The sequence below is a fragment of the Salinivibrio kushneri genome, assembly GCF_005280275.1.
GTDB lineage: Bacteria > Pseudomonadota > Gammaproteobacteria > Enterobacterales > Vibrionaceae > Salinivibrio > Salinivibrio kushneri.
Window position 1 is genome coordinate 1,525,867 of sequence record NZ_CP040021.1, and the last position, 15,018, is coordinate 1,540,884.

At 52.4% G+C, this 15,018-nt stretch carries 10 protein-coding genes and 1 pseudogene; 2 read left to right on the plus strand and 9 right to left on the minus strand.

Features of this window, described 5'->3' with window-relative positions; all coding sequences use genetic code 11:
- Positions 1-4 precede the first annotated feature (4 nt).
- The 4 genes from mukB to cmoM are packed head-to-tail and all read right to left on the minus strand — an operon-like array spanning position 5 to position 7,335.
- Positions 5-4,456, minus strand: coding sequence for a chromosome partition protein MukB (gene mukB, locus FCN78_RS07220; protein WP_077658691.1), 4,452 nt, complete (start codon positions 4,454-4,456; stop codon positions 5-7).
- A complete protein-coding gene (gene mukE, locus FCN78_RS07225; RefSeq protein WP_069362517.1) occupies positions 4,453-5,184 on the minus strand; it encodes a chromosome partition protein MukE in 732 nt (243 codons plus the stop codon). Before mukE ends, mukB begins: the two co-directional genes overlap by 4 nt.
- Positions 5,165-6,529 (minus strand): chromosome partition protein MukF, encoded by a 1,365-nt coding sequence (mukF, locus tag FCN78_RS07230; RefSeq protein ID WP_069362518.1) that lies wholly within the window; start codon positions 6,527-6,529, stop codon positions 5,165-5,167. The genes mukE and mukF overlap by 20 nt, the downstream gene beginning before the upstream one ends.
- Positions 6,526-7,335, minus strand: a complete 810-nt coding sequence (cmoM, locus tag FCN78_RS07235; RefSeq protein ID WP_235607525.1) for a tRNA uridine 5-oxyacetic acid(34) methyltransferase CmoM — start codon at positions 7,333-7,335, stop codon at positions 6,526-6,528. The genes mukF and cmoM overlap by 4 nt, the downstream gene beginning before the upstream one ends.
- A 115-nt stretch (positions 7,336-7,450) precedes the next feature.
- Here cmoM and elyC point away from each other — a divergent pair, with 115 nt between their 5' ends.
- A complete protein-coding gene (gene elyC, locus FCN78_RS07240) occupies positions 7,451-8,224 on the plus strand; it encodes an envelope biogenesis factor ElyC (protein WP_077486085.1) in 774 nt (257 codons plus the stop codon).
- 86 nt (positions 8,225-8,310) lie between these two features.
- Here elyC and kdsB read toward each other — a convergent pair whose 3' ends face one another.
- From kdsB to FCN78_RS07265, 5 genes and pseudogenes are all read right to left on the minus strand, one after another.
- Complete coding sequence (gene kdsB / locus FCN78_RS07245; protein WP_077458243.1) at positions 8,311-9,078, minus strand: 3-deoxy-manno-octulosonate cytidylyltransferase; 768 nt, start codon at positions 9,076-9,078, stop codon at positions 8,311-8,313.
- Positions 9,075-9,257, minus strand: a complete 183-nt coding sequence (locus tag FCN78_RS07250; RefSeq protein ID WP_046073143.1) for a Trm112 family protein — start codon at positions 9,255-9,257, stop codon at positions 9,075-9,077. The genes kdsB and FCN78_RS07250 overlap by 4 nt, the downstream gene beginning before the upstream one ends.
- Positions 9,238-10,262 (minus strand): annotated as a pseudogene (gene lpxK / locus FCN78_RS07255) (tetraacyldisaccharide 4'-kinase). Before lpxK ends, FCN78_RS07250 begins: the two are co-directional and overlap by 20 nt.
- 2 nt (positions 10,263-10,264) lie before the next feature.
- Positions 10,265-12,019 carry a lipid A ABC transporter ATP-binding protein/permease MsbA gene (msbA, locus tag FCN78_RS07260; protein ID WP_077521429.1) on the minus strand — a complete coding sequence of 585 codons (1,755 nt, stop codon included), beginning with the start codon at positions 12,017-12,019 and terminating at the stop codon, positions 10,265-10,267.
- A gap of 43 nt (positions 12,020-12,062) precedes the next feature.
- Positions 12,063-14,276, minus strand: a complete 2,214-nt coding sequence (locus tag FCN78_RS07265; RefSeq protein WP_158075236.1) for a DNA internalization-related competence protein ComEC/Rec2 — start codon at positions 14,274-14,276, stop codon at positions 12,063-12,065.
- 116 nt (positions 14,277-14,392) lie between these two features.
- Here FCN78_RS07265 and FCN78_RS07270 point away from each other — a divergent pair, with 116 nt between their 5' ends.
- Positions 14,393-14,950, plus strand: coding sequence for a DUF2062 domain-containing protein (locus tag FCN78_RS07270; protein ID WP_077458247.1), 558 nt, complete (start codon positions 14,393-14,395; stop codon positions 14,948-14,950).
- Positions 14,951-15,018 lie beyond the last annotated feature (68 nt).

Below are 15,018 nucleotides of genomic sequence, written 5' to 3' on the forward strand. Positions count from 1 at the left end.
ACGATTACTCCATCACCGGCTCACGCTCTAGCTCCCGACGCTTCTCTTCACCAAAGCCGCGTAAGCCCACGACATGGACGTGTTCGCGATCGTTGAAGATTTTACGCACCAGTTTATACGTCGTCCCTTGCTCTGGGCTGATGTTTTCCGGTGCCGCAATCAACAGCTGCATATCCAAGCGATGACACAATTCAAACAAGGTCGAGATCGATTTAGCATCCAAACGCGCGGCCTCATCCAGGAAGAGTAAGCGACAAGGGATCACATCTTTGCCTCGCAGTCGGCGTGATTCTTCTTCCCAGCTTTGGATCACCATCAGCAAGATTGCCTGCCCAGTACCAATCGCTTCGCCAGTCGACAACGCGCCGGATTCCGCTTTCAACCAGCCGTCGGTGCCGCGATTCACCTCAATGTCTAATTCGAGGAAGTTTCGATAATCTAACAACTCTTCCCCTAAGGTCTGTGGCGCACGTTGCCCCATTTCAATATGCGGGTTTAAGCGCTGGAACAGTTTAGCCATCGCTTCCGAAAACGTCAGGTTTGGATTACCGAATAAATCTTGGTGCTGGTCAGCATGTTCAGCCAAGCCCATCAGCAACTGAGCATGGGTTTCACGGATAGACACATTCAGGCGCACGCCTTGCACTTGACCAAAGCCTACGTTCTGTAGCCCTTGGTTAAGCATGCGGATCCGGTTTTGTTCGCGCTGAATCGTCTTGCGAATAATATTAGCTACCGACTCGGAGCTGATCGCCAAGCGTTGTTCACGCTGCGTAAGCTCTTCAGTAAGACGGGCCAGTTCGACTTCCATTTCCTCAATCGCTTCGACCGGATCATCGGTGCGAATGATATCGTGACGGATACGTTCGCGCAGATGCTGATACACAGCCACGTAGAACAAGACTTTACGCTCTGGTCGTCCAACATCTTCAGACGCCCGCAAGGCATCGCGCAAGGTTTCGTTGTCAGCAACCGCAAGGCGCAATGCCCCTAACGATTTATCTGATAACGAACGTAACTCGTCAGCAGACATATACGCCATTTCTCGACGATGCAGTTGTTTTTCTACCCCATTGTCGCGCGCGATGCGCAGGACGCTACACCAGCCCGCTTTGGCGTTGACCACAAACTGACGTAGCTCTTTGTACTGCTTAAGCAGTTTACGCAGCTCTTTGGTCAGTGATTTGGTCTCCATCTCCAGCGATGTGATACCGCGAGAAAGCTCGCTATGGCGCTGCCGTGCCTGATGCATTTGCTCGTACAAAGCATCACGACGACTTTGCGCACGCATCAGGGCGTCTTCATCCGCTTGCACACCTAACTCACTAAGCTCACGCTTAAACTCGTTCAATGTCTCTTGCTTAGATTGATGGGCGCTTTTGAGCGATGCGAGCACCTGATGATATTGGCTATTCTGCGACTGAATTTGCTTGAGCGATTCACGCTCACGTTGGCGCACCTGCTCGGCGTCTTTGAGTTTGGCTTTAAGCTGTTCGTTAAGCTCACTGCTTTGCGTCAGCATGTCTGACGCATCTTGATAGGCAAAATGCGGACGACGCTCCGCTAAATCGGCAACAGCAAACACTTGCTGCTTAATCGCCTGTAAGGTGTCATCCGCCTCTTGGTAGGCCTGTTCTAGTTTATCAAATTGCTCAGGGTCACTGTCGAGTGTTGCCAGGCTACTTTCCAATGCGGCCAAGGTTTCACCATGTTGTTGGATAAAGCCTTGTGCTTCTTTGGCGGCCTCTACGCGCTCAACCGCTGCTTGCACGCGCGCGTCGAGATTCTCCTCTGTGAGCGCGTCGGCACAGTAGCGAAGCTTATCGAGAATTTGTAGCGCTTGCTGACAACGCGCCACCGCCGCCTCGTGTTGTGCCAATACCTGCTTGGCTTCGGTTATTGCCCGCTGAGTCTGCGCACGTTTCTCGCGGCAAGCGGCGATCGCCTGTTCAGGATCGGGCTCAAACGCCACCGTGAGATGCTCAGCAATAAACTGGCTAAATGCGTGTGACAAGCGTTGCCACTTTTGTACATCAAAAGAGGCTTTGGCATGATCTTCCACCAAGGCCTCTCGTTGTTCACGTAGCTGCTCAAGGCGGTGCTCACGGGCAGCTCGACCAAACAAAGGCGTAGTCGGGAAGCGCGAATAGCGCATTTGCCGATCGTTTAGGTGTACACACACGGCACCCGACAGCTCTTGAGCATCAAACACGCTATCATCAAACGCGTCGGCATCCCCCTCAATGATGTATAGATCATCGGGGCAAGCGTCCAAATCAGTGAGTTTGTCTTTAACGCCTTTAAGATCAGGCACCACGATGGCATGCCGCGCCGGGCCATAGAGTGCGCTGAAATAAGGGGCGTCATCGAGCGTGATATCATCATAAATTTCAGAGAGTAAAGTTCCACCCAGGGTGTCGGCGAGGCCTTGCAATTGCGCATCGTCGCTGCCACCTGGCTGCGCTAATTGCTCAATCGCTTGTTCAATCTCTGTTTTTTGTTTACTCAACTGATCTTGGTGCTGCGTGCGCGTGCGTACCGTCTCATGCGTGGCATGCATCGCCTCCATCACCGCTTGACTGTCCACCAAAGTTTTTTCAGTTTGGCTTTCCAGTTTGGTCAAGGCGTCATTGGCCGCAAACCAAGTCGGTGCTTTTAGCTCAAGATCTTGGATTTGCGCGTCAACCACATCCTGTGTCCGCGCAAGCTCACGCAGTTGCTCAGCTTGGGTGTCTTTTTCCTCTTGTAGCGCGTCGCGTCGTGCTTGCTGCAGCGCTGCGGCTTGCTCGACCGCGTCACTGTCAGCCAGCGACTCGCCTGTTAGGTCCTGATATTCCGACACGAACTGGCTCGCTTGCTGATATTGCTCAGCCCGTTGGCTCAGTTCACGCTGCTCATACTGGCGCTGCGTTAGACTGTCGGCTAGATAGCGACGCTCTCTGCCCAGCTCAACCCAGCGTTTGGCGGCCTTGCCAGCCTCAGCACGGGGCACAGAGGGATCAAGACGGTGCAAAAGATGCAAGCCCTGTTCAAACTGATTGGCCGTCGCTGACGCCAAATCGCGTTTATGCTTGAGTGACAGTACGCGATCGGTTTGTTCAGACTCTTGTGCTTTTAACGCGTGTAATCGTGTCGTGGCCTCGTCGGCACTGAGGGTCTCATCGCCAGTGAGGCGACGCGCGGTTTCCAAGGCATTGACGGCTTGTTGGTACTGCAGAGAACGCGTTTGTTGCGTGTTGAGCGCTTGTTGGTAGTCAGCAAGCTGAGTCTTGAGACTATCCACTTCCTCTTCACTTTGTGCCGCACGCAATTCAGCTTCAGCAAGCTGCTCTGTGGCCTCTTCCACCACCATGATTTGCTCTTCCAGCTTTTCAGAAAGATCGAGTAAATCTTCCTCGTAACGCTGAATCTTTTCTTGTTGGCGCATCGCCGATTGCACCAACTGCAGATGATCAGCCGCCGCTTGGTGATCTTGTTCGAGGTGATCTTGTCCCGCCTCTAACTCGGCTAATTCTGCGCGCATGGTTTCCGCATGCTGCTGCTTTTGCTGCAACGCCTGCTGGGCAGCGTTCAGCTCCGCCCGCAACGATAGCGCTTGCTCAAGCTTACTACGACGCTCATTGGCATGGCGCATATAGTCTGAGGCCACGTAATGGGTCGCTTCGGTGATCAAATGCTTAAACAAGTCACGATCGCGCTGCGTCAGCTTGATCGCCTCTAGCGTCATACGGTTTTCTTTCAGCGCCACTTCCATATCTTGGAAGGCTTTTTTCACGCCGCCATTTTGTGGCAACAAATACTCGCGCAACGACTTAGTGATCGCGCTGGAAATACCGCCGTAGAGTGACGCCTCAATTAATCGATAAAACTTGCCTCTGTCTTGCTGGGTGCGCAGCTTTTTCGGTAGCACGCCAAATTCAAACATTTGCGCGTGATAGTCGGTGACCGAGTTAAAGGCTTTAAAGTGCGCGGTTTCATACTCGCCTGCCGCCTCTTTTACCTCGTTAAGCTGGCGTACACGCGCTTGACCGTTATTTAAGGTCTCGACCAACACATCGGTCGGCGCCACAGAAGAAGGCAAGCCTTGTAAAACGAACGGCTTGATATCCACCTTCTTATCACGCCCCGCCACTTGTTGAAGACGCACCCCAAACAACACCCGCTGTTGGCGTGAATTCACCACATCCAAGGCGGCATAGCAGGCACCTGGCTGCAATTTACCGTGCAAGCCCTTATCACGAGACGCACTTGAGCTGCCTGCCTCTGTGGTGTTACGGAAGTGCAACAGGGTTTGGTCAGGGATCAATGAGGTGATAAACGCTGCCATAGTGGTCGACTTACCCGCGCCATTCCCGCCTGATAAGGTGGTGACAAGGGAGTCAATATCAAAGGTTCGGGCAAAAAAGCCGTTCCAGTTCACCATGGTGAGTGAGTGATACTTACCGCGCTGACTCATACTGTCGGCTCCTCCGTTGTCTCTGTATCGGCATTGTCTGCGTCTTCATCCGAGTGATCATCGAGCAAGCTTGATTGAATATGCGCTTGGCTATGCACCACGGCTTCCCCGTCACGAATCAGACGCAACTGGGCTTCTTGTGGATCGTCCCCGGCTCGTACATCGGCGCCAAAGCGGAAAGTCGCTTCACTGACGCGGAATTTACTGCCTTCACCGATAGGTAAAATCATCCCAAGACGACGCAAACGTCGCAGCGAGGTTTTCACTTTGTCGAAAAGCTTTTCACGGTCAAGATCTGAGCCGGTGGCACGATGCGTGACCAACTTCATCAGTTTTTTCTCATCCGCCAACGCCAGCAGCTCATCAAACAGCTCTTGGGTGGTAAAGATCCCTTCTTGTGCCAAGCGCTCTGGGCTTAAGTAAAGAAAACACAGGACTTTGCCAACCAGCATATCCAGTTCAGACAACACGCTGCGCCTAATTAAACTGGTTGAACGCGGGCGAAGATAGAAAAAGCCCTCTGGCGCGCGCACCAATTCAGCGTTATAACGCTGGTAGAAAATATTCAGCGCTTGCTCGTATTCCATCAGCAAGGCGTGGTTATCCAGATCGTCGCTGGCAATATGGCGGCCAGCACGCAATGCACTGTCCAACGCCGGGAACAAAGGGTTAGCAATGGCTTTGGCCAGCCCTTCTGGCATTGGCTGTTCAGTATTTATCGATGACATTCGCTTGTACCTTAGCTCCGAAGTCGTTAATCGCCTGCCAATCAGGCTGAATCGCGTTAAGATCAGATTGGGAGTAGCCCATGCGGACCGCTTGGTTGATCACTAAGCGCGCGAGATCAAAATGACGAGCTTGTGGATGCTCGGCTAAGTAATCTTTCAGAACACGACCCAAGTCGATCGCTTGTCCGGTTTCTCGATGGCGGTTGAGCATCTGTGACACTGCCTGTGAAAGGCCATCGTCAACCACACTTAATTGTTCAAACGCCACCTCTTCTGGCATCTCGCCCGTGACTTCATCGTCACGTAACACCAACGCTTCATCGCGCGTATCACGCAGTCGCTCCGCATCGGCGTAAGTCAAAAACCAAGGGCTATCAAAATAGTCGGAGACCGACTGGCGCAAACGCTGACTGAATGCACGGTTTTTATCCATATCAATCGCGGTACGAATAAATTTATGCACATGGCGGTCGTAACCTATCCATAAATCGATGGCTTGCTGCCCCCAGTTCACGATACGGTCCAGCTTCATTTGCAAGCTGTATACCATGCTATCGACGAAATCGAGGTCATCGCGGCCGCGAACCACTTCTTGGATCTCCAGCAGCTGGCTTTGAAGCTCATCCCCCGCCGCCTGCAGTGTTTCTTGCAACTCTTGCAAGGTGCTCGAGGTTTCGTTGAGCAAGTATTCGCAGTTAGCGATTGCGGCTTGCCAGTCCTGGGTGAGGAGCGCGGCAATGTCTTCTTTGACCTGTTGCTGCTGCTCATCCATTACCCGCTGGTTAAGATCGATGCGGTCAAAAATCTCGGCGACCGAGTACTTCAACACGCCATAAACGTTATGGCGCCAAAAAGTGGCATCCCCATCTTCTTCCGCCGCTCGGCGCGCCTTGGCAATTTCATCGGCCACCATGGATAGCTGTACTGAAAGCTTTAAGGTCGAATACTCACGATGACGGGCGTAATAATCGGCAATACCGAGCGCCAATGGCGTGAGGCGGTAAATGCTGTCGCCATCAGTCATTTCACTGGTAAACCGACTTAGCAGTCTCGCTTGTACCATTTCGTTGATGGCATTGTTGGCGCGGAAGGCAACATTACCAAGACTGCCTCCTTCATCATTGGTAAACTGCTCGCTTACCAACCGAAAGACGTCCACGAGTTCGTGTTCACTCAACTCATCTTCTAATCGTTCCTGGCTCATCACCGCCATTGCCAGCAAGAATGCCAAGCGCTCCGGCGGCAGGTTTAACCCCAAGCCACTTTGTTTTACCCAACTGACCAACTCAGGTACTGTCTGAGCGTCGTCTGCCCAATGCTGGGAAGACTGAGCCTGATCACTCATCCGTTGTCCTTGTTTTCATCTTGATTGCTTGGGGCATGATGTTGGCCCCAGACATGAATATATCGCCCAAGAGACACAAACGGCTCTTGGCGGCAAAGCTGTTGCTCTAATGCAATAACTTGCTCAAAGGTAAAATCACCAATGTTGGTATCACGCATATAATCGTGAAAGGTGCGTACGCCTGTTTTACCTTTGAGGGTAATGTCACTGTCTTGCATCCATTGATAGACACTCTCGGGGTGCAAACCTTTGGGTGGCTGAAGTTTAAACCGCTTGCGATGCGGCATGCCTTCCTCAACATGGGTGAGATTACCGCACACAAGATTCTTGAAGAGCAACCCGGTTTGGTTATAGAACATCACTGACGCCACCCCACCCGGTCGCAAGTGCTTGAGCAAGTCTTTCAACACATGCTCCGGTTCAGCAGTCCACTCCAATACCGCATGGAATAAAATCACATCCGGTGGCTCGCTCAAATATTCGCCAATCGTCTGCGCCGAAGAATGAATCAGCTGATACTGCGCAAGTAAGCCCTGTTGTTCAATCTCCTGACGGGCTAAGTCGAGCATTTGCGAAGAAAGATCACATAAAGTGACCCTGTGACCACGCGCCGCCAAGTGCCGAGACATAGGGGCAACCCCACCACCAGCATCTAAAATATGCAGGGTCTGCTCAGGCGGGAAACAGTGCAGTATCTGCTCTATGTCCTGCCAAACCACCGCTTGGCGGATTTCGCCTTTGCCCGATCCATAAATGTTTTTAACAAATTTGTGGGCAATGTCGTCGAAATTTTTATCCTCAGTCACAATGGCATTCGTTATCATTGAGTGGTAGAAAGGCATATTCTGTCACAAGCCTTACGTTAATAAAGGTTTATGGCACTATTTGTGCCTCGTTTGACTATATTTCGGGCGACATTGCATGTTTGAATTAAAAAAACTTATCTCAACCTTGATAATGCCCTTGCCCGCGCTGCTGTTGTTGGGTCTTTTCGGGCTATGCCTGCTTTGGTTCTCTCAGCGTAAAAGGCTGGCATCTTTTGTTATCTTCGTTGCGTTTGCTGGGATTTTTCTCACTTCGTTTCAACCGGTCGCCTCGGGGCTCCTTCGTCCACTTGAGCGTCAATACACCGCGTTTCTCCCTACGGAAAAACCGGTAGACTTTGTAATGGTACTGGGCAACAGTCATGTGGTCGATGACGCTATCCCCCCAACCTCTGAGCTTTCTCGTGCGGCGTTAATGCGTCTGGCAGAAGGCATCCGTATTCACCGAATGTACCCCACTTCCAAGCTGATTTTGTCAGGCTATGACCATGGTTATGAAGTCAGCCATGCGCGTATGTTGGCACGAGTCGCAATGGCATTGGGGGTCAATAAAAACAGTATCCTGTTGCTTGAAACCGCCAAGGATACATGGGAGGAAGCCTACCAAGCCGCGTCGGTGGTTGGGAGTAGTAATCTAGTTCTTGTCACATCCGCGGCACACATGGATCGTGCCGTCTATGAGTTTCAAAGCGCTGGCCTCGATCCCATCCCCGCACCGACTAACTTCATGGCGCAAAAGCAAATTAAGCAGCCATGGATAAAATACGGTCCACGTGCGCAATACCTCGAGCAGTTCGAACGCTATTGGCACGAGCGATTGGGACAAGCATGGCAACGGCTCCGTGACTTTATCGCTCAGCCGACCAATTAAACTCGCCAACGCGTATCACCCACCAAAAAAGCCGCGATTAATTCGCGGCTTTGTTATTTTCATTCGCAGCAGGCGTAAAACTGCGCCTATGCGTTGCTATCGGCGGCTAAATAGGCGCGCACTGCCTCTAAGTCAGCTTGGGTATCAACGCCATGCGGCGGCGTCTGTGTGGCAACGGCTACATGGATCTTCTCGCCATGCCATAGCACACGCAGTTGCTCCAATGACTCAATCTTCTCCAACGGGCTCGGTGTCCAGTGGATGTAACGGCTGATAAATCCTGCACGATAGCCATAAATACCAATGTGCCGCAGCAATGCTTGCGGGATCTCAGGTGATTCAGCCTCGAAGTGGGTGCGATCCCACGGAATCGTGGCGCGGCTAAAATACAGGGCAAACCCTTTTTGATCCGTCACGACTTTGACCACATTGGGATTGAACACTTGCTCTTGGTCATCAATCGCAACCGCCAAGGTGGCCATCGGTGCCTGATCATTCTGACTGAGGTTCTCCGCCACTTGACCGATTACCGCAGCGGGGATCAAGGGTTCATCGCCTTGCACATTAACGATAATATCATCATCAGCAAAGCCATAGCGTTCAACAACCTCGGCCAAGCGCTCAGTGCCAGACTCATGGTCGTCACGTGTTAAACACACTTCTCCCCCAAAGGCTCTGACCGCCGCCTCAATACGCTGGTCGTCGGTGGCAACAATCACCTGAGTGGCACCCGCCGCTTGGGCGCGCTCATAAACGTGTTGGATCATTGGCTTACCGGCGATATCAGCCAACGGTTTACCCGGCAAGCGGCTCGAGCCAAACCGCGCTGGGATCACCACATAAAACGGGCTCATCCCTGGACCTCTTCCAATGACATATCACGAGCTTCTGATTCAAGCAGCACGGGGATACCATCAATAATGGGATAAGCGACACGATCAAACTTACAAACTAACTCATTGTTATCGCGTTGATAATAGAGTTTGCCCTGGCATGATGGGCAGGCCACAATTTCAAGCAGACGGTGATCCATAGCGTTCCTTTATTTTTTATTCGCGTTTGTTTGCAAACGTTCTATCTTGGCGAGTACGGCCTGAGCTGCCTCGTCAGGCAGCCGCGCCTCTACCGGTAAATACCACCAGTTATCTTGGGCGATCCCTTGGTATTTTACCGCATCTTTTTCTGTCATCAGTAAATGTTGCCCCTTCTTGCTCAAGCTGTCCAGCTCGTCGGCGTTGAGGGTTTGATGATCGTTAATCCCTTGGCTATAAACAGGTGTCACGCCCATTTGCTGCAAGGTGTTAAAAAAGCGGGGTGGATGGCCAATCCCAGCAACTGCCACCACTTGCGGTAGCATTGAGGCTTGACAGCGTTGTCCCGTACGTAGGTTAACCGCCAAGCCAGGGACCAGATGCATCCCCCATTCTTGGCCTTGTGGCGTGCCGCCATTAGTGACCAACATATCGACACTCTCAAGCCTATCGAGTGATTCGCGCAAGGGTCCCAGGGGCAGATAGTGACCGTTACCAAACCGACGCTGACCATCGATGATCACGATCTCTATGTCTCTTTCAAGCTGGTAGTGCTGTAAACCATCATCTGTGATCACGATATCGACACCTTCTTGCAGGATACGTTTAACCGCTTCGCTGCGGTTGGGGTCAACACAAACCGGCACCTGAGTGCGGCGCGCAATTAATACTGGCTCGTCTCCCGCCGTACGCGGTGGCGTGGTTTGGCTGAGTAATAGTGGATACTGCTCAGATTTGCCGCCATACCCGCGTGACACTACCCCTGGTCGGTAGCCATGCGCTTTTAGTTGTTCCACCAACCAAATCACAAACGGGGTTTTGCCATTGCCGCCAATCATGATGTTCCCCACCACGATTACCGGCACTGGTGACGAATAGCGCCGTGTTTTGCCGCGTAAATATTGACGACGGCGATGGCGTGCCACGAGGCCAAATAAGGCGCTAAGCGGCCTTAATAATATCGACCATAGTGGGCGTTGATGACCAAACCACAGTTGCTCTAGCATACTCAGTCACCAAACTGAATACGGTGAAGTTGTGCATAAGCACCGTCACGCTCAAGGAGTGCTTGATGACTGCCTCGTTCGACGATCTCACCTTCATCCACAACCAGTATCTGATCGGCATCTTCAATGGTCGACAGTCGGTGTGCTATCACCAACACAGTACGATCTTTTTGCAGCTCATCCAATGCCGCCTGAATCGCACGTTCAGACTCGGTATCCAGTGCCGACGTTGCTTCATCCAGGATCAAAACGGGCGCATTACGTAGCAAGGCACGCGCAATAGCCAAGCGTTGGCGCTGTCCGCCAGACAAGCTCACCCCGTTTTCACCAATCATGGTGTCATAACCGTGGTCAAGCTCTCGAATAAAGTCATCCGCGTAGGCAAGTTTCGCGGCGTGCTCGACTTGTTCCCGGCTGTATTTGTCTTCTGCGGCATACGCGATGTTATTCGCCACTGTGTCATTAAACAGGTGAACATTTTGCGACACCACTGCGACATGCTGACGCAAATTACCCAGGGTATAGTCCTCAATCGGGACGCCATCGAGCGTAATCGCACCACTGTCTAGTTCATAAAAACGGGTTAACAAGTTGGCAATGGTACTTTTTCCTGACCCTGAGCGCCCCACCAGGGCTAGGGTCTGACCCGCTGGCAGCTCGAAGCTGACATGATTTAGCGCGGGTGCGTCGCGTGTCGGATAGGTGAAGACCACATCCTCGACCTTAATGTCGCCACTCACTTGCTCCACCGCGTGTGTCCCGGTGTCTTTTTCCGTTTCCAGCTCCATCAGGTTAAATAAACTGTGGCAGGCCGCCATCCCGCGTTGGAACTGAGAGGTCACGTTGGTCAAGGATTTAAGTGGGCGCATCAGACCAAACATGGCACCAAATACTACTGCAAAGGTACCTGCGGTCAGCTCAGAGCGGATCGCCTCGGTGTTGGCCAAAATCAGTACCACTACCAATGCCATGGAGGCAATCAACTGGATCACCGGGTTGGCAATCGCTTGTGCGGACACCAGCTTCATGGTCTGCTGACGCATACGATTACTGACTTTCTCAAAACGCGTCTTTTCAACGTCTTGGCCACCGTAACTTAACACTACTTTGTGCCCTTTAAGCATTTGCTCGGCGGAGCTAGTCACCGACCCCATGGCATCTTGCATATTGGAAGAAATGCGACGGAAGCGCTTAGAGACGATGCGGATAGAAATCGCCACCACTGGCGCAATCACCAGAAGAATGGCGGAGAGCTGCCAGCTTGACCAAAACATCAACGCCATCAAACCGATAATGGATGCCCCTTCGCGCACCAAACTGACCAAGGCGCTACTGGTCGCTGACGCGACTTGTTCTGAGTCATAGGTAATCCGAGAAAGCAGAGCCCCGGACGACTCTTGGTCAAAAAAGCTGACGGGCATTTTCATAAAGTGATTGAACATCCGGCGGCGCATGGTCATCACCACATGACCCGACACCCAAGATAAGCAATAAGCGGACACAAAGCTCGACAAGCCACGTATCACCATGAGTGCGACCAAATAGACAGGCATCCATTTGAGGAAATCGCCTTTGACATCGTCATAAGTAAAGCCTTGGTCAAGCAGAGGCTTTAGCATTGAGAGCATCAGGGTGTCACTGGCGGCATTAATCACCAAGGCGATAATGGCAACAATCAGCCCTACTTTATAGTTGGCAATGTAGGGCCACAGCTGCTTAAACGTCTGCCAGGTCGTTTTATCTTGATATTCGCTCATTAAAATCGTTTAGATGTGTTAAACAGACGGGCATTCTACTCTTTTACAAGTCCGCGTCCAAATATACTGGCCGACGTTTAAACATCTGACGATACCAATAATCGCTGCGGTCCTGCCGCCAACGTGTTAACTGCCAACCCGAGTCGACACCCTGCCAACGCACTTGGCCATTTGCCGCCGTATCAAGCCAAGTGATACCGGCGTTTTGATAGGCCAATTTCACCTCTGGTGACGGAAGCTGCCATGGGTTGAGAAGCCCAGTTGACGCGACTGCCCAAACCGGATCAACGGTGCGAATAAACGCTGAGGAAGACGAAGACGCACTACCATGGTGGGGCACCAAAATGATGTCACTATTAAGCGCCCGTTTATCGGTCAGAGACGCCAACAAATCAGCCTCTCCACTGGCTTCTATATCGCCTGTGAGCAGCAGGCTACGTCCATCGCCAGACACTCGGATTACACAGGAATCATCATTATCAGCACGCGCCTTTTGTGCTGGGGGCCAGAGTACCGAAAAGGTGAGTCCTTGCCAGCGCCAACGCTCGCCGGCCACACAGGCTTGATACCCAGCACGACGCTCACTGGCACGGCGCCACTGCGGTGAATAGGTATCAGACATAAACGTCGCCCCACCATCATGATCACTGTCGCCATGACTGAGAATGAGGCCATCTAACTGCCTGATTTGACGATGGGTCAGAATCGGCGCGATAACCGCTTGCGCAATGCCTCCCACCTGCCAGCGGTTGCCCGTGTCATAGAGCACCGCGCGGTGATTCTTACTGATCAATACCGCCAACCCATGCCCGACGTCCAACACATCAATTTGCCAGTTGACCGGTTTAGGGTCTCGCCAAGCTACCACGGCTGCGACCAGGACCAGCATCACCGCCTTTAAACGATGCCAGCGCCACCCGTAGAGTCCCCAAGCGAGCACCATCGCCGATATTGCCCAGCCTGCCGATGTGACTGGGGCGGGTAACCAGGTATCAGCCGCCAGATCGGCGAGTGCCATCACTGGTTGCAGGCTGGCATTTGCCCCACCCCATACCCAATCCGCAACCCAGGAAAGCGATAGACTCTCACTCAGCAGGCCAACAAAGACCAGTGGAACGGTCACCATACCCACCCAAGGCACCGCCACGAGGTTAATGGGCGTGGCAGCGGCGCTGATCCCGGCAAATAACCCTAATTGCAAAGGAAGCATTCCTACCAATAGAATCAATTGTATGCCGATAAGCTGCTTGATAGGACGAAGCCAAGGCCGTGTTTGTATTCGACCATCAGAGGGGGCATGGGTCAGCGAGTAATGCGCCATGCATAAGGCCCCTACAGCAGCAAACGAGAGCCAAAAACTCATTGAGAAACCGGCAAAAGGGTCGCGGAGCAATACCAATAATAAGGTTAACTGCAGCAAATTGAGCGGGGAAATCCGCGCTCCCAAGCGTTTACTGATTGAGACCAGCATCAAGGCAATGAGCGCGCGTTGAGTGGGCAGTGCAAACCCGGCCAATGCCGCATAGAGCGAGGCCACCCCCATCGCCACGTACAAAGGCAGCCATAAAAACAGGCGTCGTTCCGGGAGAAAGACGCGCGCCCAACGGCCGATTTGCCACCCTATCCCGTAGGCCAAACCAATATGCAATCCTGAAATAGCCATCAAATGGGCTAAACCACTGTGCGTCAGGGTGTCCCAGTGCGCTGGAGTTAACCATTCCCGCTCGCCAAGGCTCAATGCTAATAAATGCGGCCCAAAGGCAAGCGGCGACAAAGCTGGGCTGAGTGTATCAAGTAACTGCTGACGCCAACTCACCTGCTCGGTTAGCCGCGTTGCTTCTTTGAGTCGGGCCTTGGCATGCACTCGCCGTGCAACGTAGTATTTTTCCGCATCAAATCCCGCCTCGTTTAACCGTCCGTAAGGGGGCTTAAACGTCACCACCAATTGCCAACGTTCACCTTGCTTGGGATAAGGGGGAGATTGCCAATAAACGCGCACTCTGGCTGAGCGAAAAGGCGGCAATCTTGTCTGATTAATTTTATCAACGTCAAAAATAATCGCTTGCGCCCCCGTTTTTGCGCTGAAAAGGGTGCCCACTGTCCCACTGATTGTAGTATCCTCTTGGTGTGAAATGACGTGGATCACGTCGGCTTGATACAAGTTTGCGGACAATACAGCCCAAGTGAGCCCTAGCGCGCTTCCAGCAAGCCACCACCAACGTCTTTTCCACCCAACAACGAAGACGATAACTGTCATGATGCAGACCCAAATTGGCGGTAACATTGGCCACCAAGGTAGCGACAGCACAGCCAGTGCGGCAGTCAATGTAAAGGTCAGCGTCATTGCGTAATTTCCAGGTAATGTAAACAGGTATGCCTAAGAAGTTTTTCCAACGCTATATGCCCAAGCGCGAAACATTGCGCGACAATAAGGCACTCAAGGTGTTTGGTAGCCTGTTGCATGACCCCAACTTATGGTGCCTTAACCGCCGGTCGGCTTCCGGTGCCTTTGCCGTCGGCCTGTTTATGGCATTTGTCCCCTTGCCCAGCCAAATGATCATGGCCGCCGGGCTCGCGATCTTATTTGGGGTTAACCTGCCGCTCGCCGTTGCGCTAGTATGGGTAAGCAACCCCATCACCATGCCTGTGCTTTTTTATCTCGCTTATAAGCTCGGCACCTGGATGATGAATAGTCCGCCGTACCCGTTCCACTTTGAACTATCGTGGCATTACTTGGCGGAGCAAATGAGCCACATCGGCCCCCCGTTTTTATTAGGCTGCGCCACCAGCGGACTGGTGATGGCTGTCATCGGCTATTTCGCTGTACGTGGCATATGGCGCTATTCTGTGGTCAGAAGCTGGGAAAAACGTAAATTACGTTTGCCCAAGAAAATAAAAGAAGTGTTGCCTAACCCAAACAAGCCCTCTTAAATCGTCCTGATTTAATCTACGCGAGGCATCAAACGCGACCAACCGTCGTCAGGCAAAAGTGCGATGCA

Bases quoted from the DNA above. Each gene is read 5' to 3' on its own strand.
- mukB (WP_077658691.1), bottom strand. From the start codon at position 4,456: ATGAGTCAGCGCGGTAAGTATCACTCACTCACCATGGTGAACTGGAAC.
- mukE (WP_069362517.1), bottom strand. From the start codon at position 5,184: ATGTCATCGATAAATACTGAACAGCCAATGCCAGAAGGGCTGGCCAAA.
- mukF (WP_069362518.1), bottom strand. From the start codon at position 6,529: ATGAGTGATCAGGCTCAGTCTTCCCAGCATTGGGCAGACGACGCTCAG.
- elyC (WP_077486085.1), top strand. From the start codon at position 7,451: ATGTTTGAATTAAAAAAACTTATCTCAACCTTGATAATGCCCTTGCCC.
- kdsB (WP_077458243.1), bottom strand. From the start codon at position 9,078: ATGAGCCCGTTTTATGTGGTGATCCCAGCGCGGTTTGGCTCGAGCCGC.
- FCN78_RS07250 (WP_046073143.1), bottom strand. From the start codon at position 9,257: ATGGATCACCGTCTGCTTGAAATTGTGGCCTGCCCATCATGCCAGGGC.
- msbA (WP_077521429.1), bottom strand. From the start codon at position 12,019: ATGAGCGAATATCAAGATAAAACGACCTGGCAGACGTTTAAGCAGCTG.
- FCN78_RS07265 (WP_158075236.1), bottom strand. From the start codon at position 14,276: ATGACAGTTATCGTCTTCGTTGTTGGGTGGAAAAGACGTTGGTGGTGG.
- FCN78_RS07270 (WP_077458247.1), top strand. From the start codon at position 14,393: ATGCCTAAGAAGTTTTTCCAACGCTATATGCCCAAGCGCGAAACATTG.